The organism is Mycobacterium sp. M26, assembly GCF_001494595.1.
In the GTDB taxonomy this organism is placed as follows: domain Bacteria; phylum Actinomycetota; class Actinomycetes; order Mycobacteriales; family Mycobacteriaceae; genus Mycobacterium.
The window spans coordinates 2,768,084-2,791,520 of record NZ_LN929908.1 but is presented as its reverse complement, the minus strand read 5'-3'; the positions used below and the strand labels follow the sequence as shown (position 1 = coordinate 2,791,520).

Below are 23,437 nucleotides of genomic sequence, written 5' to 3'. Positions count from 1 at the left end.
CGTGCAGAGCGCGCAGCTATGGGTCGACGTCTCGGGCAGCTGCGGGATCGCCGGTCGGCTGGATATCGCGGCCACGGTTTTCCTGCCGCCGCCTGAGCGGCTTCCTCCCTCTGCCACAGTCGTTTTCGCGCTGCCCGGCGGAGGCTACAGCCGTGGCTACTACGACATGCACTTTGACGGGCATACCGATTACTCGCAGGCCGCTCACCACACAGAGCGTGGGTACGCGGTTGTCGCCATCGACCATCTCGGCGTCGGCGAGAGCACGCCGGAGGTCTGCAACGAGCTGACCGTCGAACAGATCGCCGCCGCCAACCATGCCGCAGTGGAGCGGATCAGTGAGCGCCTGGAGACCGGCACCGCCGTGCCCGGATATCCGGCGATCGTCGTTGGCCGCCGCATCGGCATCGGCCAGTCCATGGGCGGCGGCGTCACGATCGTGATGGCCGCCAGACACAACACCTACGACGCGATCGCAGTCCTCGGCTTCAGCGGGATCCACACTGTGCTGCCCTTCCCCGACATGGCCGAAGCGACATTGGTTGCCGAACGTGTGGAGCAGTCAGCCACATCCGTCGGCCTGTCGGCTTCCGCCGTGGCGCAGGCCTCGGCGTTGATACCGGACTTCTTCTACCCCTTCTTCTGGTCGGACATTCCGCCGGACATCCTGCGGGCCGACACCGAGGGCGGATACCCGATCCGCGCGGATGCGCCGGTATTCGGCAGCGCCACCGTCCCGGCGTGCGCGGTCACCCTCCTCACCGAAGGAGTAGTGGCCGAGGAAGCGGCGGCGGTGCGCTGTCCGGTCTTCGTAGGTCTCGGTGAGCGCGATACGGCACCTAGGTCACACGCGGAGCCGGGCGCCTATATCTCATCGAGCGACGTAACGCTCTACATCTGCCCGCAGATGGCGCACATGCACAACTTCGCGTCCACCCGAAAGTTGCTGTGGGACAGGCTGGTCGGCTGGTACTCGGCGCTCTAGCGATCAGCGGGCGACGTTGGCTCCGCCCGGATATCCGCCACCGCCGAACCGCTCGTCAAGAAGGTCATAATCGGCTCGGCCGTTGACCTTCGGGATCTCGTCGACGAATTCGACGAACTTCGGCTTCTTGTACGAGGCGATCCGGCTGCGGCAGTAGTCGATCACGTCCTCGGCGCGCAGTTCCTGGCCGGGTTCGAGCACGAGGATCGCCTTGACCGACTGGGCGAACTGTGGATCAGGCACTCCGATGATGGCGGCATCCCGGACAGCGGGATGCGACAGCAGGCAGCGCTCGACCTCGGGTGGATAGATGTTTTCGGCCGCCGATTTAATCATTCTGGTCAACGTGCCCATGAACTCGATCGTTCCATCAGCTTCCCGGCGGCCCCGATCGCGGGTGAGCCACCAACCGTCCTGGAAGCGTTCGGCGTTGACCGCAGGCCTGTTCCAGTAGCCCAGGTGCACCGTGTCGCCGCGGACCGCAATCTCGCCGGCGGTGCCGTCGGGTACCTCGGTGCCGTCAGCGGCGAGAATGCGAACCTGGCACAAGGGAGAGGGCCGGCCCGCGTTGCCGATCCCGCCGCCACCCCAGGCGTTCAACAGCGACAGGCCGGTCACCTCGGTCTGCCCGAAGCCGCCGGTGTACCTGGCCCACGGTCGGGTGTCCGGCGGCAGTGCATCGCCCCACACCGGCGCGAAGGGGCCGGCCTTCAACGACGAAATGTCCCGCTGGGCAGTCTTGTTCATCTCCAACATCGCGAAGATCGTGGGCGGCATGAGGAACGCCGACGTCACCTTCTCCTCGGCGATGAGATTCAGCAACTCTGCCTCGTCGACCCGCCGAACGTAGATGTTGGTCCCGCCCATGACGAATACCGGCAAGGAATCGAACTGGAAGTTCCCGATGTGGAACAGCGGACCGGAGTTGATGAACACGCTTTCGTGGTCCGCCTCGGTGGCGCGCCCCGTCAGCATCGCCATGGAGAGCAGATTGTGATGGGAGAGCATCGATCCCGCGGGCCGGTCGATGATGGCCGCGGTGTAGATCACCAGGACGGCATCGTGGCGTTCTGCGACCGTCGCCACCGGGTCTGGGCTGTAGCCGGCGAGCAGTTGCTCGTAGCCGTCGGCTTCATCGGAGTCGTGCTGGATCCAGTGTGCCTCGGCACCTGCCAGGCTGCGGGCGGCAGATACCTGCTCGCCGATCTCCATCTCCTGCCAGACGATGACCGCCGGATCGAAATCCTCTATGACAAAGGCCAATTCATCGCCGGACTGCCGCCAGTTGACCGGACAGATCATCGCACCCAGTCGTGCACAGGCGAGCATCAACTCGAGGAAACGTGACGAGGACTGGGCCAGCCACAACACCCGGTCGCCTCGGCCCACTCCGCGGTCGGCGAGTAGTCGTGCGGCCTGGTTCACCCGGTCGTCGAACTGCGGCCATGTCAGCCGAGTGTCGCCGTCGATGACCGCAAGTCGGTCGGGAAAGCGTCTGCGGTGCTCGGCGCAGATATCAGACAGCGTCAGGTCGGGCATGGATCTCCTCGACGAATCGATGATCGGCCACCGGTGCCGGCATGGCAGCCGGGTGAAGTTTACACTGTAAGGCGCTGGGTGCAGCGACGTGCTGCCCCCGCTTCAGAAGTACTCCGTGAACCGGGCGCCGGGAAGTGTGTATTGCGAAATGAATGACAACGCAGATGAAGCGGGCCTGCTGGCCTGGGTGGGATCGGATTTCCAGGCGATGCCCAAGAGCGACGGTGGCGTCCCGTTGTGCGGTGCCTGCCGCCTGGCCGGACAATGCCGGCTAGGAGTGCACCAGGAGGTCATGGCCGACGGTGTGGTGACCTCGGATCTGATGTGCCCGGCCAGCCAGGAAGGCGGCCCCCGGGTGGCGCACGGAGGCTGGACGGCCGCGGTCATGGACGAGATGCTGGGGCACCTGCCGCTGCACCATGACCAACTCTCTGTGACGGCAACCCTGACCGTCGACTTCGTCCGGCCTGTCCCCATCGAACGGCCGTTGCGGGCCCGGGCCTGGGTGGACAAGGTGGAGGGCTCGAAGTGGTTCGTGTCGGGCGAGTTGACCTTACTGCCGGGCTGCAGCGTGCTGGCGCGAGCTACCGGCATCTGGGTGGCGCGCGACCGGTCGCACTTCACGCGTCATCAGCAGTGGCTGGCAGCCCAGGATCAGAATGGCTGAGCCACAGGGTGATTCCACGATTCGAAAGGTGAGCGAATGAAGATCAGCCTCGACGCAGGAAAGTGTGTGGGCCATGCCCAGTGTCACGCCGTCGACCCCGAGTTGTTCCCCATCGACGACGCCGGCTACTGCATCCTCGAACCGCACGTCGTGAATCCGGGCGACGAAGAGGTGGCCCGGCGGGGTGTCGCCGCCTGCCCGGAGCGGGCCCTTCTCCTGGAGGGATGATTTCAAGATAAATCATCTTACTGTTTAGCCTCGGCTTTGGTACTGTGACGGCAAGCCACCGGCACCCACGGCAAGCGAGGTTAGATGTCCCAGACCACCCAGTACGACCCTCGAATCGCCCCGTTGACCCTGCAGCTCAAAGATGACCCGCACCCACAGCGGGTCTACGCGCAGAAGGCGGCCGACGTTCGATTTGAGCGATCCGAGGACGGGGTCGTGGTGCTCTACCGGCACAGCGACATCACCGCGGTCAACCGCCATCCCGCTGTGCTGGGCAACGGCGGGCGGGGTGGCAGCTTCGGCCAGGATGCCGCACTCATCCCGCTGGAGGTCGACGGTGAGGCCCACCGGGCCTGGCGCAGGCTACTCGACCCGATCTTCGCGCCGAAGAAGATCGCATTCCTCGAGGACCAGATCAGGGCGCTGGCTCGCGAACTGATCGCCGACTTCGCCGGCACCGGCCGCGCCGAATTGCACGACTCGTTCTGCGTGCCGCTGCCGTGCCTGACGTTTCTCCGCCTGCTCGGCGCGCCGGTGGACAAGCTCGACTTCTTCCTGGAGTTCAAGGACGGCGTGGTGCATCCCGAGGGCGACACCGTCGATGAGATGAACGCCAACATGGCGATCGCCGGCGCCAAGATCCTGGAGTACTTCGTCGGGTTCCTGGCCGAGCGCCGCGCGGAGACCGAACTGAAGGACGATGTCGTCTCGACACTGTTGCACTCTCACGTCGACGGCAGGCCGATCACCGACGAAGAGTTCTACAACGTGATGTTCCTGTTCATGTTCGCCGGGCTGGACACCGTCACCTCGTCGTTGTCGTGCATCTTCGCCTGGCTGGGTCAGCATCCGCAGGAGCGCGACCGGCTGGTGGCCGACCCGTCACTGATCCCGGTGGCGGTCGAGGAGCTGCTGAGGTTCGAATCGCCGGTGCCGTCGGGGATGCGCTACGCCGAGGAGGACATCGACCTGGGCGACGGACTCGTGATTCGGGCCGGCGAGGCCGTGCATGCGTTCTGGGCGGCCGCCAATGTTGACCCCACAACGTTCGAGAATCCGCTGACCGTCGACCTGGACCGAGGACGCACCAACCACATTGTGTTCGCCAGCGGCACTCATCGCTGTCTGGGTTCGCATCTGGCGCGACTGGAGCTGCGGATTGCGGTCGAGGAACTACTGGCCGCAGTCCCGGATTATGAGATCGACTCCCAGGAGCCGCTCACCTATGACAACGTCGCGGTTCGCTGCGCGACCAGTCTGCCCATCAGGTTCACCCCACACAGCCTTTGACCACAGGGTGATTCAGCAAGGACTCAAAGGAGAGTAGTGGCCGGACAGGACGATCTCGGACGCCGATTTTTCGAGCCAGGCATCGAGACCGCACGTCGTGCGGAGATCACGGGCTGGCAGGAACGGCGCATCCTGGAGTTGGTGCCGTACGCATGGGAGCGATCAGCGTTCTATCGCGAACTGTGGAGCAGCGCAGGTGTCGATCCCTCCGCGATCCGCTCGCTGGACGACTTCACCAGCATCGTGCCGACATTCTCCAAGTCGGACCTCAAGGCCTACCGGGATCGCACCGGTGATCCCTTCGCCGGGCTGTTGTGCGTCGATCCTGCCGAGCTGACCTCGATCACGTCGACCTCGGGCACCACGTCATTGCCCGAGCCGCTGCCCGAGGTCTGGGATGTCGCTCCGCCGCTCCCGATGATGGGGGCACGGGCGCTATGGGAGATCGGCCTGCGGCCCGGTGACCGGGTCCTGGTTCCCTCCGGTTCGTTTCGCAACTACTGGGATTCCTTCTGCCACATGCTCGGCCTCGTTCCGGTTTTCACCGACTGCTGGATCGGCCAGGGTGAAGAGATCCTGCAGACAATCGAACGCCACCGTATCGCCTACCTTCAACTGTTCCTCCCCACCGTGATGGAATTCGAGGCACTGGAAGCCAAGTACGACGTTCGCGCCATGCTGTCCTCGCTCAAGGGCGCGGCCTTCGCCGGCCAGCCTCTCGGTGCCGCACTGTCACGCAAGGTCCGCGAGGACTGGGGCGTCAACCTCTTCACCTACACCAGTGCCGGCGACACCGGCCTGGCGTGGGAGTCGGCCGATCACGACGGCTACCACCTCCAGGAGGACACGGTTTTCCCTGAGTTTCTCGATCCTGCAACGGGTCTGCCGATCGCCGACGGTGAGGTGGGTGAATTGGTGGCCACCGACCTGGACAACGCGGCCGCCCCCTACATCCGGTTCCGCTCCGAGGATCTGGTTCGCGTCAGCCGGGCACCCGCACCGAGTGGGCGGACCCATGCTCGTATGTGGGTGCTGGGCAGAGTTGGAGACGAACTGAGAATTGCGGACAGATCCTTGGTGCTGGCCGATATCTGGAAAGCGGTCGAGGCCCAGCCTGAATGCAGTGATGCACTGTTTCAGGTGGTGAAGTATGCCGACGCCATGGACAGGTTGCGGATCAGGATCGGCTACGCACCCGATCGCACGGCCGACATCGACGAACTGAGCAAACGGGCGACCGTAGAACTCGAGACCGCACTAGGGGTCCCGGTCGACGCCGAGCTGCTGGCAGTCGACAAGATTCTCGAGTCCTCCACCAGTGTCGCCAAGTTCCCCAGGACGGTGAAAGCATGAGCCGCGCAACGATGGCCGACACTGCGAGCGCCCTCCCACGTGCACCCTTGTTCGGTATCGGAGCCTGCCGGGTGGGAACCGAGGTGCGGGACTTCGAAATCGGCTGGCCCGAGATCGAGCGCGACACCGCCTGGGCCGCGTCACTTCTCGAGGCGTCGGGCGTGCGGTCCGGCGACCGCGCCCTGATCACCCTGCCTAATTGGGAACTGCCGTGGGGGAATCCGGTTATCCGGGCACTGCGTGATCGTGGCGTGGTGTACCTACCTGCCGAGCACTACTCGTGGGACGCGCGCCGCGTCGCTCACCTCGTGGATTCGATGAGGCCGCGAATCTTCATCGGACTGTGCGCCGAAACCCTCGACGGGCTTGCCGGATTGGGTAGGGACGCCACCGAATTGCTCGGTGGAATCGAGCTGGTGTGGGCCCGCCACGACGCGCTGGGTCGGCTTGCTGAGATGGGTGTGACGGCGATGCCGTTCGTACCGCTGGGGCCGGCCCTGGCGATGGGAACACCGGGTGCGGATGCCGTAGTCAATGCTGATGAATGGGCGCCCGGAGCTGTCGAGGGCGAACTTCTGGTGTCGACCATCGGCGACCGTGCCCACACCTTCACCGACATTCGAACCGGCATCAAGGGCCGGTGGGGCGCCCAGACTCCACTGGGCGTTTCTGTGACCTTCGATCTCTGAGTTCACGGTGGGATTGCTGGAGGGTAGAACGGCGTTCGTCACCGGTGCGGCACGCGGTCAGGGACGTAGTCACGCCCTGCGGCTGGCCCGCGAAGGCGCGGCGGTCATCGCTGTCGACGCCGCGAAACCGTTGTCGGACTTCAACGGTTACCCGCCTGCCAGCGTGGCAGATCTGCGGGAGACCGAACGGCTACTGGCCGGCACGGGTCCGTCCCACATGGTGGCGGAGGTCGATGTTCGGGATTCACCTGGGCTGGAAGAGGTGCTGGCTGCTGCCGTCGACAGATTCGGCAGCCGCCTGGACGTGGTGGTCGCCAACGCTGGAATCGTGAATTGGGGCCGGTTCTGGGAGATGCCGGACGAGCAGTGGCAGACCCTCCTCGACATCAACCTCACCGGTGTCTGGCGGACGCTCAAAGCCGCAGTCCCGCACATGATCGCGGCGGGACATGGCGGGTCCGTCATCACGGTGAGCTCAGTCGCGGGACTGAAGTCTCTGGGCGGCCAGGCGCACTACAGCGCAGCCAAGCACGGCGTCGTCGGCCTGACCAAGTCGGCTGCGATCGAACTGGGGGAGTACGGCATCCGGGTGAACTCCATCCACCCGTGGGGCGTCGCGACCCCGATGGCCACCGAAGATGCCAGCATGCAGGAGTTCCTGGGCGCCCATCCGAACTATCTGGTGTCCTTCGGCAACATCCTGACCGGGATTCCGTTGGCCGACAGTGATGACATCTCCGATGCGGTGGTGTGGCTGGCATCCGACCTGTCCCGAACCGTCACCGGAACACAGTTGACGCTGGACATGGGCGCCACCAAGGTGTGAGCCGTTCAGCGGTCCGCCGCGATCAGGTCAGCCGCCCGCCAGGCCATCGCCATCGCCGGACCGTTGAGGTTGCCCGACACCATCGTCGGCATCACCGAACAATCCATGATGCGGAGGTTGTCCACTCCGCGCACTCGAAGTGTCGGGTCCACCACATCGTCGGAATTCGGGCCCATCGCGCAGGTGCCGATCGCGTGGTAGCCGCAATAGCCCTCGTCCAGTGCGGAGTCGACGATCTCGTCGTCGGTGAGCACCCCGGCCCCCGGTCGGGTCTCCTCGGCGAGTTCGCCGGCGATGGGCGACTGCGCGAACACGGCCCTGATGGTTCGGGTCAGCTCCGCCAATGCCGTTCGATCATGCTGTGTGGCAAAGAAGTTGGGGTCGATGTCCAGCGGTGCGTCGGGCTCGCGGGAGGTGATCGCGATGGTGCCCTCGCTGTCGGGCCGCAGGACGTAACCGATGGCCTGGATTCCCGGCAGGCGTTCGACACCGAGATCCTTCCCCGGTTCGAAGGGCGCGGCCGAGAACGGGGCCATCAACAGCTGCGCATCCGGCCTCGGCAGCTGTGGCGAGGTCTTGAAGAAGGCCAGTACGTCGTACGCCGAGGTCGACATCGGGCCCTTGTGGGTGGCGAGATACTCGATGCCCGACAAGCCCTGCCGTAACGGTGTCGAGAACTTGCGGTTGTAGCCGATGTTGCGCTTGAGCCGGTACTGGACTGCGACGCAACGGTGTTCGCGCATGCGCGCGCCAACATTGGGACTGTCCACCATGACGTCGATGCCCAGGCGGCGCAGCAGGGATTCCTCGCCGATGCCGGAGAGTTGCAACAGTTTCGGGGTGGCGATGCTGCCCAGCGAGAGGATCACCTCGCATGCGGCGGTGAAGCTGACTGCGTGGCCTTTGGACCTGCCCACCACACCGGTGGCCTTGTCGCCCTCGAAGGTCACCCTGTCGATCGTGGTGTCCACCGCGACGGTCAGGTTGGGCCGGTGGCGGACCGGCCGGAGAAAGGCCCAAGCGGCGCTGATCCGGCGTCCGTTGCTGATAGTGCGGGTCGCCGGCCCGACGCGCTCGGTGTCGTCGGCGTTGAGGTCGTCGGTGGCCGACATCCCGATCTTGGCGGCGGCGTCGATGAATTGCCGACAGATTTCGGGCTGCGCGGTGTCAATGGACACATCCAGCGGTCCGCCTGCGCCTCTGGTCGGGCTGGCGCCCAGGCTGTGGTTCTCCATCGCGCGGAAGATCGGCAGGATGTCGCTCCACCCCCAGCCCGGATTGCCGAATTCGACGATGGCGTCGTAGTCGGCCGCCGAGCCGCGGTTGTAGACCATTCCGTTGATCGCGCTGGAACCACCGAGCAGTCGGCCCCGGGTCCACTGTTCGACCACATGGGACGGACCGATCGGTCGAACGGGGAAGTGCCAGGCCAGAGTTGGGCTGCCGATCAGTTTGCCGAATCCTTTGGGGATCCGGACCAGGGGACTGCTGTCCTTGGGGCCGGCTTCGACGAGGAGCACCCGGTTGGCGGGGTCGGCCGAGAGCCGGTTGGCCAGCACGCAGCCGGCTGACCCGGCGCCGACCACGATGTAGTCGAAGTCGCTCACGTGTGCGGCGTCGCGATCGTCTTGATACGCAGGTATTCCCGGAAGCCGTCGATACCGTGCTCCACCCCGACGCCGCTGATGCCCCAGCCGCCGAACGGGCCGTCGGGAGACAGATAGAACGCCGGGCCGATGTTGACGGTGCCTGCGCGAAGCTTGTTGGCTACCCGGAGCGCCCTCTCCTGATCGCTGGACTGGACATAGGCGGCCAGCCCGTACCGGGAATTGTTGGCCACTCGCACCGCTTCGTCGTCGTCGCCGTCGTAGCGCACCACCGACAGCACCGGACCGAACACCTCGGTCTGGGCGATCTCGGCGTTCTCGTCGACATCGGCGAGCAGGGTCGGCTCATACCAATTGCCCTTGCGGTCGCGATCGGCCCGCTTACCGCCGACCACCAGGCGCGCGCCCGCATCGATCGCCCGCTCGACGAGTCCGGCCATCCGGTCCACCTGTTCCTTGCGGATAATCGGACCGACAAGGTTGACCGGATCGCTTGGGTCTCCCCACGGCAGCCCGCCGATCAGCGCCTCGAGTCGGGCCACCACATCGTCGTAGATATCGGCGTGGACGATCATCCGGGTGGCCAGGGCGCACCCCTGCCCGCTGCTGGACATGCACATCATCGTGCCCAGTCCACAGGCCAGATCCAGGTCAGCATCGGGGAGCAGGAGGTTGCCCGACTTGCCGCCCAATTCGAGGACCACTTTCCGAATTCCGGTGGCGGCCCGTTCCATGATGCGCTGGCCGACACCGGGTGAACCGGTGAAGTGGAACAGGTCCACCCGGGGGTCACCGGTCATGGCATCGCCGGCAATCGCCTTGTCCTCGGAACTGATTGCATTGAAGACACCGGGCGGGATGTCGGTTTTCTCGGCGGCGATCTGGGCCATCCGCGCCCCGGTGAACGGGGTATCGGGTGCGCTTTTGAGCACCACCGTGTTTCCGGTGGCCAAGGCGTGGCTGACCTTCCAGATCGCGGTCATGAACGGCGCGTTCCACGGGGTGATGGCACCGACCACGCCGTAGGGTTCGTAGCGCACCCGACGATCGCTGGGCATGCCGAGGATGGTGTAGGGCCCGAGGTCGCGTTCCCAGTCGAATGAGGTGGTGAGTTCGTTCCAGTAGTCCATGCCTTCGATCATCAGATCGACGTGGGTTGGATGCACCGACGCGCACACCCCGGCCTCGGCGGTGATCAGCGCATGAAAGCTCTCCCGCTCCTCACGAAGTGCCGCCTGCAGTTGCTCGAGACAATGCCGCCGGAACTTGTGGTCGGTGCCCCAGGATGTGTCGTCGAAGGCGCGTCGCGCTGCGGTGATGGCGTCGTAGACGTCCTCGGGTGCGGCATCGGCCGCGGTGCCCACAATCGAGTCGTCGGCGGGATTAATGACCTCATACCGACTGCCGGACTTGGCTTCTCGGAACTCGCCGTCGATGAAGAGTCGGCCTTCGGGGGATGAGGAAGCCATGTGGTGCCTTTCCTGGCTGGTGGACCGCTGGTTGAGGATGAGCGTTTAAATAGTGCAATGATTTGTACTGTAGCGTGATGGCTGACACAGTTCAACGAGCATGCGATCCTAGGGACGGGAGGTTCGATGGCGCTGCGTGACGTCGCAATCGTCGGTGTCTACGCCACCGACCAGCGTCGGATGTTTCCCGATCGCGGGGGTCTCGAACTCGCGCAGGAAGCGGTGTTCGGTGCGATCGCCGACGCCGGGCTGACGCCGGCCGACATTGACGGTGTCGCGGCGGATTGGCCGGGGCCCGGCGGGCATCCGGGGGAACCGGCGTCCTGGGCCAGGGTGCTGGGTCATCCGTTGCGGTGGATCAATGACGGCATGCTCGACGCCGCGGGCAGCCGCGGGATCCTGAAAGCGGCAGCGGCGATCGACGCGGGTCTGTGCCACACCGCGGTCGTGGGCGGTGGAATGGCCGGCATGTTCCGTGGCGGGTCCGTAGGCGGCAGCCTGCAGGCCATCGAATTCACCGATGTCTGGGGCGCTTACGTGGTGCCGTTGTTCGCCCTTGTTGCCACCTCCCACATGCACGAGTTCGGCACCACCGCCGAACAGGTGGCGACGGCCGCGGCGACGATCCGCAACAACGGCCACGTCAACCCCGAAGCCGTGATGTACGGAAAGGGTCCGTACACCGTCGAGGACATACTGGCCTCGCCCATGATCGCCTCACCGCTGCACCGGTTGGAGATATGCCTGGCCGGCGAGGGTGGGGCCGCCGTCGTGCTCACTACTGTCGAGCGCGCTCGCGATCTACCGCATATCCCGGTGCGCGTGCTGGGGGGCGCGATGGAGTTCAGTGGCGCACCCTATGTTTCGCCGCCGCAATACCGCGAAGTCGGCCGCCTCGGTGCTGACAGTGCGACACGGGCGCTCGCTATGGCCGGCGTCGGCGTCGCCGATATCGACGTGTTCAACCTCTATGACCCGAACTCCTTCGAGATCATCCGCCAGGTCGAGGCACTCGGTCTGTGTGCTGAGGGTGAGGGTGGACCTTTCGTGGCCGACGGCAACATCGCCCTCGATGGTGCGCATCCGGTCAATCCCGACGGCGGGTGTCTGTCCTATGCGTGGAACGGAACCCAGCAGATGACGCTCAAGGCAGTCGAGTGCGTCCGACAGATTCGGGGTACTGCGGTCAACCAGCTTGCCAATGTCGAGGTGGCGATCGCTGCGAACGCCGGTTCGGCTGCCGGACACTACGAGATCGCGGTTTTGGGGGTCTAGGTCGCCATGCGTCGCCTTGCAACCGAACCGTCCGAGCTGTCCGCCCCGTTCTGGGCTGCGGCTGCCGAGCACCGCCTGGTCGCGCCGCGGTGCACTAGCTCAGGGCGCTACTTCTTTCCGCCGGAGCGCTGTGTCCCCGGCACGACGAGCACCGACTGGGAATATGCCGCGAGTTCAGGTGTCGGGACGGTCTACACCTTCACGGTGGTGACGCGGCCGCCGTCACCGGACTTCGAGGCGCCCTACGTTCTGGCGGTGGTCGACCTCGAAGAAGGCTGGTCGATGATGACCAACATCGTCGACTGCGATCCCGATGAGGTGCGGGTCGGCATGGCGGTCGAGGTGAGCTTCCTTGAGATCGAGGGCGGCGCCTTGCCGGTGTTCCACCCGATCCACTGAGGAGCCGCGCGCGTCATCGTCAGGCGCCCGGCAGATGCAGCCTGATGACCTCGAGCAGGTGAGGGCCGACATCGTCGAGCGGATCGGTCGACTCCGTCGCGATCGCGAGAATCACCGCGCCTTCGATCGCCGCGACGATCAGCGTCGCCAGCGAGCGCGCCGAACCCGGGTCCGTGCCGCCGTCGATCAGCCGATCGGCCAGGATGTCCTGCCATTCTCGGATCGCCGCGCTGGCCGCCTGCGCGGCGGCCGGAGCCTCGGACCGGCCGAGGATCGCGGCGACGATCGGGCAGCCCGCCTGGACGTGCGTGGTCTGGAGCTGAGCCTTCCAGCCATCGATGAACGTCTGCACAGCCTGCGCCGCGTCACCGCCGTCGATGGCGCGGAGCGCGGCGGCCAGGTCCTGGCCGGCACGCCGGGTGGCTTCGGCGACAAGCTCGGCCTTACCACCAGGAAAGTTCAGATACAGCGTTCGGCGGGCAACACCGCTGTCCTCCAAGAGGGCGGCGAGGCCGGTTCCGGCCACCCCGCGCCGGCGCACCAAACCCGTAACGCTGGTGATTAGGACATCTCGTGCGGACATCTTCGGCACCTTTCCCGGCAGTGGACCCCTTGAAGTATACCGATTGGTCTACTACGGTGGCCGATATGGCGATCACCGGTGACGACAAGACGCTGCGGAAGTTCCGCAGAGAGCGGCTGATCGGCCGCTATCTGCTCAATCCGGTGGTCAAGGGGCTGAGCAAGGTCGGTGTGCGCACCACCTTGGCCACCGAATTGGAGACCGTCGGCCGCAAGACCGGCCAGCTGCGGCGGGTCCCGGTATCGGCCCAGTTCGACAGCGCCGGTGCCTGGGTGATCTGCCAGCACGGCAGCCGGTCCGGGTGGGGGAGCAACATCACGGCCAACGCCGCTGTTCGTATCCGCCAGGGTGACCGCTGGCGCACCGGAGTGGCCGAGTTCAGGCCTGATGACGACGTCGTCGCCCGCGCCCGCGGCTTCGGCCGCCTCGGCTCCCGGGTCGTCAAGGCGCTGGAAACGACCCCGGTGTCGGTACGGATCCAGTTCACCGACTAACGCAGTGCAGTACCGGCTGCGGGCGCCGTCCCTGGCGGGGCGTCACCCTCGGCCGTTGCGGTAGATTCACGCCATCGGCGATCTGCCTCCGAAGGGTCCGGCCGACCCGCCCCCAGCGGGCGGAAGCGTGGTCGACGGAGCGCTTAACCGCGGAGATATTCAGTTTGGGTGCCTCCCTTACACTGGATCCGTATCAAAAGAAGGGATCGACTGTGGATACCGCAGCTGGACGTAACGGCACGGGCAGCCACGCGCAGACCGGTACGGCCCGGGTCAAGCGCGGTATGGCGGAGATGCTCAAGGGCGGCGTCATCATGGACGTCGTCACCCCCGAACAGGCGCGTATCGCCGAGGGCGCCGGCGCCGTCGCGGTCATGGCACTCGAGCGCGTTCCCGCTGACATCCGCGCCCAGGGCGGGGTGTCGCGGATGAGCGACCCGGACATGATCGAGGGCATCATCGAGGCCGTCACCATCCCGGTGATGGCCAAAGCCCGCATCGGGCACTTCGTGGAGGCGCAGATCCTGCAGAGCCTCGGGGTCGATTACATCGACGAGTCCGAGGTGCTGACGCCGGCCGACTATGCCCACCACATCGACAAGTGGAAGTTCACCGTTCCGTTCGTGTGCGGTGCCACCAACCTCGGTGAGGCGCTGCGCCGCATCACCGAAGGCGCGGCGATGATCCGCTCCAAGGGCGAGGCCGGCACCGGTGACGTGTCCAACGCCACCACCCACATGCGCACCATCGCCGGCGAGATCCGCCGTCTCACGTCGCTCTCGGAGGACGAGCTCTACGTCGCGGCCAAGGACCTGCAGGCGCCCTACGACCTGGTGGTCGAGGTGGCCCGGGCCGGCAAGCTGCCGGTGACGCTGTTCACCGCGGGCGGTATCGCGACCCCCGCCGACGCGGCGATGATGATGCAGCTCGGCGCCGAGGGCGTGTTCGTCGGCTCCGGCATCTTCAAGTCCGGAAACCCGGCCGAGCGTGCGGCCGCCATCGTCAAGGCCACCACCTTCTACGACGACCCTGACGTTCTGGCGAAGGTGTCGCGTGGCCTGGGTGAGGCCATGGTCGGCATCAACGTGGAGGACATCGCCCAGCCGCACCGGCTCGCCGAGCGCGGCTGGTAGACCGGGTGGCGATCGAAGAGATCCTCGATCTCGAGCAGCTCGAGGTCAACATCTACCGCGGTGGCGTGTTCAGCCCCGAATCCGGTTTCCTGCAGCGCACTTTCGGCGGTCACGTCGCCGGCCAGTCGCTGGTGTCCGCGGTGCGCACCGTCGAACCGGCCTTCCAGGTGCACTCGCTGCACGGCTACTTCCTGCGTCCCGGCGATGCCACCAAGCCCACGGTGTACATCGTCGAGCGGCTGCGTGACGGCGGCTCGTTCGTCACCCGCCGGGTCAACGCCGTCCAGCACGGTCAGACCATCTTCTCGATGTCGGCGTCGTTCCAGACCGACCAGAGCGGCATCGAGCATCAGGACGCCATGCCCGAGGCCCCGCCGCCCGACGACCTGCCCGGCTTCACCGCCAAGGGTGGCGTGTTCGACGACGCCGGGTTCTCCCAGTTCGCCGAGTGGGATGTGCGCATCGTCCCGCGTGATCAGGTGACGACGCACCCCGGCAAGGTGTCCCAGCAGCAGGTCTGGTTCAAGCACCGGGACCCGCTGCCCGATGACCACGTGCTGCACATCTGTGCCCTGGCCTACATGAGCGATCTCACGCTGCTGGGTTCGGCGCAGGTGCACCACGCCGAGGAGCGCAAGCACCTCAACGTCGCGTCGCTGGACCACGCGATGTGGTTCATGCGCCCCTTCCGGGCCGACGAGTGGCTGCTCTACGACCAGTCCTCGCCCTCGGCGTGCGGCGGCCGCGCGCTGACCCACGGCCGGATCTTCAACCAGTACGGGGAAATGGTGGCCGCCGTCATGCAGGAGGGGCTCACCCGCTACCAGCGGGGCTACCGGGACGGTCAATGAGCCTTCGCATCGGTGTGCTGGCCCTGCAGGGCGACACCCGTGAGCATCTGGCTGCGCTGCGCGAGGCCGGTGCGGACGCCTCGACGGTGCGGCGGCGTTCCGAACTCGACGCCGTCGACGGTTTGGTGATTCCCGGTGGGGAATCCACCACGATGAGTCACCTGCTGCGGGCGTTCGACCTGCTCGACCCGTTGCGTGAGCGCCTGGCGGGCGGGATGCCGGCCTATGGTTCGTGTGCCGGGATGATCCTGCTGGCCAGTGAGATTCTCGATGCGGGAGCGCCGGGCCGGGAGGCCGTTCCGCTGGGTGGCATCGATATGACCGTGCGGCGCAATGCTTTTGGTCGCCAGGTGGATTCCTTCGAAGGCGATATCGACTTCGAGGGCCTCGACGGCCCGGCCCACGCGGTGTTCATCCGGGCGCCCTGGGTGGAACGGGTCGGGCCCGACGTGCAGGTGCTGGCCCGTGCCGACGAGCACATCGTCGCCGTCCGCCAGAGAGCGGTGCTGGCCACGGCTTTCCACCCGGAGATGACCGGTGACCGGCGGGTGCACAAGCTGTTCGCTGACATCGTCGCAGGCGCCCTCTGAGGCCGATTCGGCCCACCAAGTTGTCCATGGACGTTTACCCGACGTCAATGTGGGCAGTCACGTCCTGCCGTGAACGGCGGCCATACTGGCCGGGTCCGAGGTTCGCGGCGAGGGACGGAGGTCGTGATGTTTTCACGAATCTGGTTCGGTCGGCGGGCCCGTCATGCCCGCGATGTGCGTGAACCCCGCCGCGTGGTGCAGCTGCCCTGGCAGGGCGATGCCGCGATCAAGCCCACCGGGTGGTGGCGGGCGCTCTAGCCCACGACCGGCAACACCAGCCGCGACGCAGACGCGACGGTGTTGATACTGCTGGTGCCCACGCTGGCGTGCCGGAAGTTCATGATCGCCGGGGTGTCGGGGTTCTGGTCGTCGCTGGTGATTGTGACGGCGATGCGATGTCCGGCGGCGAACCGGCGAGCGTTGGGCACCAATGGGATTCGGTATTCGACGGCCTCGCCGATTGGTACCGCCGTGGCGTGTCGGCACGACAGTACCGGCGCCCCCGGCCGGCTGGCCCCCTCGTCGACCTCCCGCAGACTGGCCCGCAGCCACCCAGCGGTCACCGGTGTGTTCGACCCGTCGGCAGCCACATCGGACAGCGTCACGATCCAGGCGGTGTCGCTGGCCGTGGCCGCGGCCACCAGTCGCAGTTCGATCTCGCCGACCACATCCAGCGGTGCGGTCAGGGGATCGCTGGTCCAGGTCAGCTGTGACGGGGGATCGAGTGGGCTGGCCTTGGCCCGGTTCAGGCCGGCGCCGAGCACCAGGAGATCCCGGCTGCCCGGCGTGCCCTCCTCGATGGCCAATCCGGCGTCGGCCCGCAGTGCGAACTCGGTGAGTTGGGCTGGTGGAGGCCAGGTTTCGGACTCGTGCCACTGACCTTCACCGGGCACGACGTAGCGCACCGGCGGTCCGTCGAGGATGCCGGTATCGCGGCCCTTGAGCCAGTGGTCGAACCAGGCCAGCGCTTCGACATGCAAGCTTTCCCACGGCCAGGTGAGCCCGTACTCGTCGAGCATGCCGATCCGGACACACGGACTGTGGGTCAGGTGCCGCCAGGCGGTGAAGGTCGACGGCAGATGCAGCGGCACGTTCTGCCAGTCGCAGCCGAGGTAGACGGGGATGTCGACGTTGGGCAGCAGGGCGGTGAGATCGCGCTCATCCCACCAGGAATCGCGCAGCGGATGGCGTACCGCCGCGTCGAGCCACAACTGATCCCACGGCTGCGGATCGTGCGGGGCGCGGGCCAGTGCCTTGACCACCGTCAGTGCCGCCTCACCGTTGAGGGTGGCGAACTTGGTGTGTACTGCCGGGGTTTTCAGGACGGAGCGGGCTGCCTGAAAGGGGAGGCTGCGCCAGAACCGGTCACCACGCTCGGCGGTGATGCCGGTCAGCGCGAGAAACGGGGAGACGAACGACGAACTGAACAGACCGTGATGGGAGGCCGCTTCGTACAGGTCGGCGGTCACCGCCACCGGGAAGATCGCCCGAAGATGCGGTGGGCGTTCGACCGCGGCCTCCAACTGGGTCATGGCGAAGTAGCTGATGCCGATCATCCCGACGGTGCCGTCGCACCACGGCTGGGCCGCCACCCACTCGACGAGGTCGTACATATCGCGGCGTTCCTGGGCGTCGAAGAACCCGAACTCGCCACCCGAGCCGCCGGTGCCGCGCACGTTGGCGATCACGTGGGCGTAGCCGCGCGGTACCCAGAAGTCGGTGGCGCCGGCCTCGATGAAGCCCATCGGGGCGCCGAGATCCTGAATCTGCCGGGGGTAGGGGGAGGCGGCGATCAGTGCGGGGAAGCGCCCGTCGTCATCGGGTCGGTGCACGTCGGCCAGCAGCGTGACGTCGTCGCGCATCCGCACCGCGATGTTGCGGTCGTGTCGCATCCGGTGCGTCGGGTCACTGAGGTTGCGGTAGGTGCGCCCGGTGGTCTGGGGACCGTTGAGCCGGCGCTGGCCGGGTTCGGTTCCGGATGCGGTCGGCATGGCGGCTCCTGTTTCACGCTCTGTTGAGACAGTTTCACCGTACGATGAAACTAGTTTCAACGCAACGTGAATCTCCGGGTATGCTTCCGGGGTGGCCAAGTCCGTCGCCCCAGGTCCGCGCGATGAACGCGGGGTTCTCTCCGCGCGCATCCTGGCTGCGGCGCGGGAGTCGTTCGCCGAACACGGCTCCGCAGGGACCACGATCCGGGCCGTAGCGCGGGCTGCTGACGTCGACCCCGCGCTGGTCTACCACTACTTCGGGTCCAAGGACGGGCTGCTCGACGCCGCCACCGCACCGCCACCGCGGTGGCTCGAGAAGGTCGCGGCCACCTGGGCCACGCCGCGCGACCAATTGGCCGCCCAACTCCTGCGCACGGTGATGAGCAGCTGGGCGGACGACGAGATCGGCCCGACGCTGCGGGCCGTCGTCCTCACCGCGGCGCACGAACCCACCACCCGGGAGAAGCTGCGCACCATCGTCGAACGCAGTCTGATCGGCGAATCGACCCTCGGTGACGACGAGGCCGAGCGGCTCACCCGCAGCAGCCTGATCTCCAGCCAGCTGATGGGTTTCGCGCTGGTGCGCTACGTCTGGAAGATCGAACCGCTGGCCTCCATGACCGAAGAGCAGGTGCTGGCCGCGATGACCCCGGTATTGCAGCACTATGTCGACGGTGACCTCGACCCCAGCACGTAGACTCGTCGGGTTACGAGGCTTCGGCGCGAGATGTTCGAGGAAGAGGAAGAACCCGATGAGCGGCCATTCCAAGTGGGCCACCACCAAGCACAAGAAAGCCGTCATCGACGCCAAGCGCGGCAAGATGTTCGCGAAACTGATCAAGAACATCGAGGTCGCTGCTCGCGTCGGCGGCGGGGACCCGGGCGGCAACCCGACGTTGTACGACGCCATCCAGAAGGCCAAGAAGTCCTCGGTGCCCAACGACAACATCGAGCGGGCCCGCAAGCGCGGTGCCGGTGAAGAGGCCGGCGGCGCCGACTGGCAGAACATCACCTACGAGGGCTACGGCCCCAACGGCGTCGCCGTGCTCATCGAGTGCCTGACCGACAACCGTAACCGCGCCGCCGGTGAGGTCCGCGTCGCCATGACCCGCAACGGCGGCAACATGGCTGACCCGGGCTCGGTGTCGTACCTGTTCTCCCGCAAGGGTGTGGTGACCCTGGAGAAGAACGGCCTGACCGAGGACGACGTCCTGCTGGCCGTGCTCGAGGCCGGCGCCGAGGAGGTCAACGACCTCGGCGACAGCTTCGAGATTATCTCCGAGCCCACTGATCTGGTCGCCGTGCGCACCGCCCTGCAGGATGCCGGCATCGACTACGACTCCGCCGAGGCGAGCTTCCAGCCGTCGGTGACCGTGCCCGTCGACCTCGAGGCCGCCCGCAAGGTACTCAAGCTCGTCGACGCACTCGAAGACAGCGACGACGTCCAGGACGTCTACACCAACATCGACATCCCGGACGACGTCGCCGCGCAGCTCGACGAAGACTGACGACGATGCGCTGCGAGGTACGAGCGGCGAGGAGGAGTCGGTCGATGGGGGGAAGACTGACGACGATGCGCTGCGAGGTACGAGCGGCGAGGAGGAGTCGGTCCATGGGGGAGGACTGACATGCCGGCGGTCCGCGACGCCACCAACACCCGGTGGACGGTCCGCCGTGTTTGGTGGCCGTTCGGCACCTGGATGCTCAACCTTCCGGACTGGGACTGGCTGTTCGCTCTGGGCATGCTGCTGACCCTGCCGCTGGTGGTGATCTGGCCGTTCTGGCTGCTCGCCCGATTCCTCGGCGCGCCGTGGACGATCGTGGTCAAACGCAAAGGTGATGAGATCCACCGGGAAAAGGTCACAGGCTGGACGGCCTCGGGCGAACGGATGGCCGAGATGATGGCCGAGGCGCGCCGGCACGGCAGCCCCGAAGCGGAGTCCGGTGCCGTCATCTACTGACACCCGGCGCTCCGAGCGTCTCCTGCTCGGCAGCCTGGCCGCCACCATGGGCCTGCAGTTCCTGGGTGCTACCGCGATCCTGCCGATCCTGCCGCTGTTCCTCGTTCACCAGGACGTGTCGGTGGGCACCGTCGGCATCGTGATGGGCGCCTACTTCGCCGCGGCGGTGCTCGCCCAGTACCCCAGCGGCTGGGCTGCCGACCGGTGGGGGCATCGGCCGGTCATCGTCGCCGGACTGCTGCTCTACGGCGCTGCGAGCGTGGCCTTCGTGCTGGTGGACGCCGGCGGGGTCTATGCGCTGTTGCGCGCATTGCAGGGCTTCGGATCCGGGGCGGTGCGGGTGGCGGCGCTGAGCATGGTCGGCCGCTGTATCGCCCCCGAACGGCGCGGGGTCGGGTTCGCCTGGCTGTACTCCAGTGAGCTCGCGGGCATGGCGATCGGTCCGGTGGTGGGCAGCCTGGTGCCGGAACGCCACGTCGACGCGATGTTCATCGGCACCGCGGTCTGTTCGGTGCTGGCCTGCCTACCGATGGTGTTCATCCGGATCGCTGACCATGAGAGTGATTCGGCCCCAACGGATTCGGTGACGGTGGTAGATCTGCTGCGCCGCCGGGGACTGCAGGGGGCGATGTTGGCCGGGCTCGCCGGTGGCTTGTGCGCCGGGGTGTACGAGGCGTGCTGGTCGCTGCTGCTGCAGAGCAAGGGCGCCTCGACGTTCCAGATCGGTTTGTCCTTCGCCGCCTACGCCATCCCGTTCATCGTGGTCGCGCCGTTCTCCGGCCGCCTCGTCGACCGCTACGACCAGCGGGTGCTGGCGCTGGCGGCGCTGGCCCTGTCGGCGACCTTCCTGACCGTCTATCCGTTCCTGGACAGCCCGCTGCTGCTGATCGCGCTCGGGGCGTTCGAAGCAGCGGGGTTCACCGTCGCCTACCCGGCGGCGCTGTCCCTGCTGTCCCGCAGTGTGCCGGCCGCCGTCTCGGGCCGGGCGCAATCGCTGTTCGGGGTCAGTGAGATGTCGGCTATCGCGGTCGGGGCGAGCGTGGCCGGGGCGTTGTTCGCCCACGCCGTGTGGCTGCCGTTCGTGGTGGCCTCCGGGGCCGTGCTCGTGGTGCTGCTGGCGGCAGCCCTGATCTGGCGGCCGGTGCCCGGACATTCCGACGGCCCGTCGGACCCGGCGCTGAACGCGGTGGTGCTGGAACGCTGAGGGGTATGTCGCTGCGCGGCGCTGTCGGTCGCAGCCGCTAAGGTATCGAACAGCTGTTCGTAGGCGAAAGGCGATCCGTGCGGGTGATGGGTGTCGACCCAGGGCTGACGCGCTGCGGGCTCTCGGTCATCGAGGGGCGCGGTGGCCGGCAGGTCATCGCCTTGGATGTCGACGTCGTGCGCACCCCGTCCGATGAGCCGCTGCAACGCCGGCTGCTGACCATCAGCGACACCGTCGACCACTGGATGGACACCCACCACCCGGACGTGATCGCCATCGAGCGGGTGTTCGCCAACCAGAACGCCAACACCGCGATGGGCACCGCGCAGGCCGGTGGGGTGATCGCGCTGGCCGCTGCCCGCCGCGGTATCGACGTGCATTTCCACACCCCCAGCGAGGTCAAGGCCGCCGTCACCGGCAATGGCCGTGCCGACAAGGCTCAGGTCACCGCGATGGTCACCAGGATCCTGCAGTTGCAGCAGAAGCCCACCCCCGCTGACGCCGCCGACGCGCTGGCGCTGGCGATCTGCCACTGCTGGCGGGCGCCGATGATCGCGCGGATGGCCAAGGCCGAGGCCATGGCCGCCGAACAGAAGCGCCTCTATGCGGCCAAGCTGAAGGCGGCCAGATGATCGCCTCGGTGCGCGGTGAAGTCATCGACATCGCCCTGGACCATGCCGTGATCGAAGCGGCCGGAGTCGGCTACAAGGTGATGGCCACCCCGTCGACGCTGGCGACACTGCGCCGTGGCGCCGAAAGCCGGCTCATCACCGCGATGATCGTCCGCGAAGACTCCCAGACCCTCTACGGATTCGCCGACGCCGATGCCCGCGACCTGTTCCTGACGCTGCTCGGAGTGTCCGGGGTCGGGCCCAAGATCGCCCTGGCCACGCTGGCGGTCTACGACGCCAACGCGCTGCGCCAGGCGCTGGCCGACGGCGACGTCACCGCGCTGACCCGGGTGCCCGGCATCGGTAAACGCGGTGCCGAGCGCATGGTGCTGGAACTGCGCGACAAGATCGGCCCGGTGTCGAGTTCGGCGGGGGTGGCTTCGGCGGTCGGGCACGCGGTGCGCGGGCCGGTGGTGGAAGCCCTTGTCGGACTTGGCTTTGCGATCAAGCAGGCCGAGGAGGCCTGCGACAAGGTGCTGGCCGGTGATCCCGACGCCACCACCTCCAGTGCCCTGCGTGCCGCGCTGTCGCTGCTGGGGAAGACCAAGTGAGCCGGTTCGAGGACGACGACGCCGCCGAGGATTTCGAGCGCGACGTCTCACCGATGCTCAGCGTCGGCGAGGGCGATATCGACGCCAGCCTGCGGCCGCGTTCGCTGCGGGAGTTCATCGGCCAGCCGCGGGTGCGCGAGCAGCTGCAGCTGGTGCTCGAAGGTGCGAAAAACCGCGGTGGCACCCCGGACCACATCCTGTTGTCCGGGCCGCCCGGCCTGGGCAAGACATCGCTGGCGATGATCATCGCCGCTGAGCTGGGCTCCTCGCTGCGGGTCACCTCGGGCCCGGCGCTGGAACGCGCCGGTGATCTGGCCGCCATGCTGTCCAATCTTGTCGAGCACGATGTGTTGTTCATCGACGAGATCCATCGCATCGCCCGGCCCGCCGAGGAGATGCTCTATCTGGCGATGGAGGACTTCCGCGTCGACGTCGTGGTGGGCAAAGGCCCCGGCGCCACGTCGATTCCGCTGGAGGTCGCACCGTTCACCCTCGTCGGCGCAACCACCCGGTCCGGTGCGTTGACCGGCCCGCTGCGCGATCGCTTCGGGTTCACCGCCCACATGGATTTCTACGAACCCGCCGAACTAGAACGGGTGCTGGGCCGCTCCGCGGGCATCCTCGGTATCGAACTGGGCGCTGAGGCCGGCGCCGAGATCGCCCGCCGGTCCCGCGGCACCCCACGCATTGCCAACCGGTTGCTGCGCCGCGTGCGCGACTACGCCGAGGTCCGGGCCGACGGTGTCATCACCCGCGATATCGCCAAAGCGGCGCTGGCGGTCTACGACGTCGACGAACTCGGGTTGGACCGGCTGGACCGGGCAGTGCTCACCGCGCTCACCAAGAGTTTCGGCGGGGGACCGGTGGGTGTGTCGACGCTGGCGGTGGCCGTCGGCGAGGAGGCCACCACGGTCGAGGAGGTGTGCGAGCCGTTCCTGGTGCGCGCGGGCATGATCGCCCGAACGCCCCGCGGCCGGGTCGCCACCCCATTAGCCTGGACGCACCTCGGAATGGTGCCGCCGCCGCGGGCCAGCGGCCTCGGGCAGCCCGGCCTTTTCGAGTGAACCACCGCACTGACGAA

26 protein-coding genes are annotated in these 23,437 nt (G+C 66.9%); 21 read left to right on the top strand and 5 right to left on the bottom strand.

Features of this window, described 5'->3' with window-relative positions; translation table 11 throughout:
- The first annotated feature begins 1 nt into the window (after window position 1).
- A complete protein-coding gene (locus tag BN3385_RS22635; protein ID WP_059020192.1) occupies window positions 2–985 on the top strand; it encodes an alpha/beta hydrolase in 984 nt (327 codons plus the stop codon).
- A gap of 3 nt (window positions 986–988) precedes the next feature.
- Here BN3385_RS22635 and BN3385_RS22630 read toward each other — a convergent pair whose 3' ends face one another.
- Complete coding sequence (locus BN3385_RS22630) at window positions 989–2,524, bottom strand: AMP-binding protein (RefSeq protein WP_059020190.1); 1,536 nt, start codon at window positions 2,522–2,524, stop codon at window positions 989–991.
- Between the two features lie 148 nt (window positions 2,525–2,672).
- Between BN3385_RS22630 and BN3385_RS22625 the strand changes: the two genes are divergently transcribed.
- The 6 genes from BN3385_RS22625 (at window position 2,673) to BN3385_RS22600 (ending at window position 7,577) form a co-directional block, all read left to right on the top strand.
- Window positions 2,673–3,191: a PaaI family thioesterase gene (locus BN3385_RS22625; protein WP_156432852.1), complete on the top strand. Its 519-nt coding sequence runs from the start codon at window positions 2,673–2,675 to the stop codon at window positions 3,189–3,191.
- 36 nt (window positions 3,192–3,227) lie between these two features.
- Entirely contained in the window at window positions 3,228–3,419 is a 192-nt protein-coding gene (locus tag BN3385_RS22620) for a ferredoxin (RefSeq protein WP_059020188.1), read from the top strand.
- 84 nt (window positions 3,420–3,503) lie between these two features.
- Window positions 3,504–4,709, top strand: coding sequence for a cytochrome P450 (locus tag BN3385_RS22615; protein WP_059020186.1), 1,206 nt, complete (start codon window positions 3,504–3,506; stop codon window positions 4,707–4,709).
- A 36-nt stretch (window positions 4,710–4,745) separates the two neighbouring features.
- On the top strand, window positions 4,746–6,062 hold the full coding sequence (locus tag BN3385_RS22610) for a phenylacetate--CoA ligase family protein (RefSeq protein WP_059020185.1): 1,317 nt from the start codon (window positions 4,746–4,748) through the stop codon (window positions 6,060–6,062).
- Window positions 6,059–6,751 carry a hypothetical protein gene (locus BN3385_RS22605; protein ID WP_156432851.1) on the top strand — a complete coding sequence of 231 codons (693 nt, stop codon included), beginning with the start codon at window positions 6,059–6,061 and terminating at the stop codon, window positions 6,749–6,751. The genes BN3385_RS22610 and BN3385_RS22605 overlap by 4 nt, the downstream gene beginning before the upstream one ends.
- A gap of 7 nt (window positions 6,752–6,758) precedes the next feature.
- Complete coding sequence (locus tag BN3385_RS22600; protein ID WP_059020181.1) at window positions 6,759–7,577, top strand: mycofactocin-coupled SDR family oxidoreductase; 819 nt, start codon at window positions 6,759–6,761, stop codon at window positions 7,575–7,577.
- 5 nt (window positions 7,578–7,582) lie between these two features.
- Here the strand turns inward: BN3385_RS22600 and BN3385_RS22595 are convergent, their stop codons facing one another.
- Complete coding sequence (locus BN3385_RS22595) at window positions 7,583–9,184, bottom strand: GMC family oxidoreductase (RefSeq protein WP_059020179.1); 1,602 nt, start codon at window positions 9,182–9,184, stop codon at window positions 7,583–7,585.
- Window positions 9,181–10,653 (bottom strand): aldehyde dehydrogenase family protein, encoded by a 1,473-nt coding sequence (locus tag BN3385_RS22590; RefSeq protein WP_059020177.1) that lies wholly within the window; start codon window positions 10,651–10,653, stop codon window positions 9,181–9,183. Before BN3385_RS22590 ends, BN3385_RS22595 begins: the two co-directional genes overlap by 4 nt.
- A 126-nt stretch (window positions 10,654–10,779) precedes the next feature.
- On the opposite strand from BN3385_RS22590, the gene BN3385_RS22585 reads away from it, so the two are divergent.
- Together BN3385_RS22585 and BN3385_RS22580 are read left to right on the top strand one after the other, a co-directional pair.
- Window positions 10,780–11,928, top strand: a complete 1,149-nt coding sequence (locus BN3385_RS22585) for a thiolase family protein (RefSeq protein WP_059020175.1) — start codon at window positions 10,780–10,782, stop codon at window positions 11,926–11,928.
- A 6-nt stretch (window positions 11,929–11,934) separates the two neighbouring features.
- Complete coding sequence (locus tag BN3385_RS22580; RefSeq protein ID WP_059020174.1) at window positions 11,935–12,327, top strand: Zn-ribbon domain-containing OB-fold protein; 393 nt, start codon at window positions 11,935–11,937, stop codon at window positions 12,325–12,327.
- Window positions 12,328–12,346: 19 nt separating this feature from the next.
- Here BN3385_RS22580 and BN3385_RS22575 read toward each other — a convergent pair whose 3' ends face one another.
- Entirely contained in the window at window positions 12,347–12,910 is a 564-nt protein-coding gene (locus tag BN3385_RS22575) for a TetR/AcrR family transcriptional regulator (RefSeq protein WP_059022330.1), read from the bottom strand.
- Between the two features lie 65 nt (window positions 12,911–12,975).
- Here BN3385_RS22575 and BN3385_RS22570 point away from each other — a divergent pair, with 65 nt between their 5' ends.
- From BN3385_RS22570 to BN3385_RS29225, 5 genes are all read left to right on the top strand, one after another.
- On the top strand, window positions 12,976–13,404 hold the full coding sequence (locus tag BN3385_RS22570; protein WP_059022329.1) for a nitroreductase family deazaflavin-dependent oxidoreductase: 429 nt from the start codon (window positions 12,976–12,978) through the stop codon (window positions 13,402–13,404).
- Between the two features lie 212 nt (window positions 13,405–13,616).
- Entirely contained in the window at window positions 13,617–14,537 is a 921-nt protein-coding gene (gene pdxS, locus BN3385_RS22565) for a pyridoxal 5'-phosphate synthase lyase subunit PdxS (RefSeq protein ID WP_059020172.1), read from the top strand.
- A 5-nt stretch (window positions 14,538–14,542) separates the two neighbouring features.
- Window positions 14,543–15,388 carry an acyl-CoA thioesterase II gene (tesB, locus tag BN3385_RS22560; protein ID WP_059020170.1) on the top strand — a complete coding sequence of 282 codons (846 nt, stop codon included), beginning with the start codon at window positions 14,543–14,545 and terminating at the stop codon, window positions 15,386–15,388.
- Window positions 15,385–15,978 (top strand): pyridoxal 5'-phosphate synthase glutaminase subunit PdxT, encoded by a 594-nt coding sequence (pdxT, locus tag BN3385_RS22555; protein ID WP_059020169.1) that lies wholly within the window; start codon window positions 15,385–15,387, stop codon window positions 15,976–15,978. Before tesB ends, pdxT begins: the two co-directional genes overlap by 4 nt.
- Before the next feature lie 126 nt (window positions 15,979–16,104).
- The gene (locus BN3385_RS29225; RefSeq protein ID WP_286141846.1) at window positions 16,105–16,236 is read left to right on the top strand and encodes a hypothetical protein; all 132 of its coding nucleotides are present in this window, start codon (window positions 16,105–16,107) and stop codon (window positions 16,234–16,236) included.
- On the opposite strand, the gene BN3385_RS22550 is transcribed toward BN3385_RS29225, so the two are convergent.
- On the bottom strand, window positions 16,233–17,969 hold the full coding sequence (locus BN3385_RS22550; protein WP_059020167.1) for a CocE/NonD family hydrolase: 1,737 nt from the start codon (window positions 17,967–17,969) through the stop codon (window positions 16,233–16,235). The two genes, BN3385_RS29225 and BN3385_RS22550, sit on opposite strands and share 4 nt — an antisense overlap.
- A gap of 91 nt (window positions 17,970–18,060) precedes the next feature.
- Between BN3385_RS22550 and BN3385_RS22545 the strand changes: the two genes are divergently transcribed.
- From BN3385_RS22545 to ruvB, 7 genes are all read left to right on the top strand, one after another.
- Window positions 18,061–18,666 carry a TetR/AcrR family transcriptional regulator gene (locus BN3385_RS22545; protein WP_059020165.1) on the top strand — a complete coding sequence of 202 codons (606 nt, stop codon included), beginning with the start codon at window positions 18,061–18,063 and terminating at the stop codon, window positions 18,664–18,666.
- 55 nt (window positions 18,667–18,721) lie between these two features.
- On the top strand, window positions 18,722–19,477 hold the full coding sequence (locus BN3385_RS22540) for a YebC/PmpR family DNA-binding transcriptional regulator (RefSeq protein WP_059020163.1): 756 nt from the start codon (window positions 18,722–18,724) through the stop codon (window positions 19,475–19,477).
- 120 nt (window positions 19,478–19,597) lie between these two features.
- Window positions 19,598–19,930, top strand: a complete 333-nt coding sequence (locus BN3385_RS22535; RefSeq protein WP_059020161.1) for a hypothetical protein — start codon at window positions 19,598–19,600, stop codon at window positions 19,928–19,930.
- Window positions 19,914–21,134: an MFS transporter gene (locus tag BN3385_RS22530; protein ID WP_156432850.1), complete on the top strand. Its 1,221-nt coding sequence runs from the start codon at window positions 19,914–19,916 to the stop codon at window positions 21,132–21,134. The genes BN3385_RS22535 and BN3385_RS22530 overlap by 17 nt, the downstream gene beginning before the upstream one ends.
- Before the next feature lie 77 nt (window positions 21,135–21,211).
- The gene (gene ruvC / locus BN3385_RS22525) at window positions 21,212–21,766 is read left to right on the top strand and encodes a crossover junction endodeoxyribonuclease RuvC (protein WP_059020157.1); all 555 of its coding nucleotides are present in this window, start codon (window positions 21,212–21,214) and stop codon (window positions 21,764–21,766) included.
- Complete coding sequence (ruvA, locus tag BN3385_RS22520; RefSeq protein WP_059020154.1) at window positions 21,763–22,356, top strand: Holliday junction branch migration protein RuvA; 594 nt, start codon at window positions 21,763–21,765, stop codon at window positions 22,354–22,356. Before ruvC ends, ruvA begins: the two co-directional genes overlap by 4 nt.
- 53 nt (window positions 22,357–22,409) lie before the next feature.
- Window positions 22,410–23,420, top strand: a complete 1,011-nt coding sequence (ruvB, locus tag BN3385_RS22515; protein WP_197415327.1) for a Holliday junction branch migration DNA helicase RuvB — start codon at window positions 22,410–22,412, stop codon at window positions 23,418–23,420.
- Window positions 23,421–23,437: the final 17 nt, after the last annotated feature.

What these genes read in the sequence shown, in the direction of transcription:
- BN3385_RS22630 (WP_059020190.1), bottom strand. Translation starts at nt 2,524, where the DNA reads ATGCCCGACCTGACGCTGTCTGATATCTGCGCCGAGCACCGCAGACGC.
- BN3385_RS22625 (WP_156432852.1), top strand. Translation starts at nt 2,673, where the DNA reads ATGAATGACAACGCAGATGAAGCGGGCCTGCTGGCCTGGGTGGGATCG.
- BN3385_RS22620 (WP_059020188.1), top strand. Translation starts at nt 3,228, where the DNA reads ATGAAGATCAGCCTCGACGCAGGAAAGTGTGTGGGCCATGCCCAGTGT.
- BN3385_RS22615 (WP_059020186.1), top strand. Translation starts at nt 3,504, where the DNA reads ATGTCCCAGACCACCCAGTACGACCCTCGAATCGCCCCGTTGACCCTG.
- BN3385_RS22605 (WP_156432851.1), top strand. Translation starts at nt 6,059, where the DNA reads ATGAGCCGCGCAACGATGGCCGACACTGCGAGCGCCCTCCCACGTGCA.
- BN3385_RS22590 (WP_059020177.1), bottom strand. Translation starts at nt 10,653, where the DNA reads ATGGCTTCCTCATCCCCCGAAGGCCGACTCTTCATCGACGGCGAGTTC.
- BN3385_RS22585 (WP_059020175.1), top strand. Translation starts at nt 10,780, where the DNA reads ATGGCGCTGCGTGACGTCGCAATCGTCGGTGTCTACGCCACCGACCAG.
- BN3385_RS22580 (WP_059020174.1), top strand. Translation starts at nt 11,935, where the DNA reads ATGCGTCGCCTTGCAACCGAACCGTCCGAGCTGTCCGCCCCGTTCTGG.
- BN3385_RS22575 (WP_059022330.1), bottom strand. Translation starts at nt 12,910, where the DNA reads ATGTCCGCACGAGATGTCCTAATCACCAGCGTTACGGGTTTGGTGCGC.
- BN3385_RS22570 (WP_059022329.1), top strand. Translation starts at nt 12,976, where the DNA reads ATGGCGATCACCGGTGACGACAAGACGCTGCGGAAGTTCCGCAGAGAG.
- pdxT (WP_059020169.1), top strand. Translation starts at nt 15,385, where the DNA reads ATGAGCCTTCGCATCGGTGTGCTGGCCCTGCAGGGCGACACCCGTGAG.
- BN3385_RS29225 (WP_286141846.1), top strand. Translation starts at nt 16,105, where the DNA reads ATGTTTTCACGAATCTGGTTCGGTCGGCGGGCCCGTCATGCCCGCGAT.
- BN3385_RS22550 (WP_059020167.1), bottom strand. Translation starts at nt 17,969, where the DNA reads ATGCCGACCGCATCCGGAACCGAACCCGGCCAGCGCCGGCTCAACGGT.
- BN3385_RS22540 (WP_059020163.1), top strand. Translation starts at nt 18,722, where the DNA reads ATGAGCGGCCATTCCAAGTGGGCCACCACCAAGCACAAGAAAGCCGTC.
- BN3385_RS22535 (WP_059020161.1), top strand. Translation starts at nt 19,598, where the DNA reads ATGCCGGCGGTCCGCGACGCCACCAACACCCGGTGGACGGTCCGCCGT.
- ruvA (WP_059020154.1), top strand. Translation starts at nt 21,763, where the DNA reads ATGATCGCCTCGGTGCGCGGTGAAGTCATCGACATCGCCCTGGACCAT.
- ruvB (WP_197415327.1), top strand. Translation starts at nt 22,410, where the DNA reads ATGCTCAGCGTCGGCGAGGGCGATATCGACGCCAGCCTGCGGCCGCGT.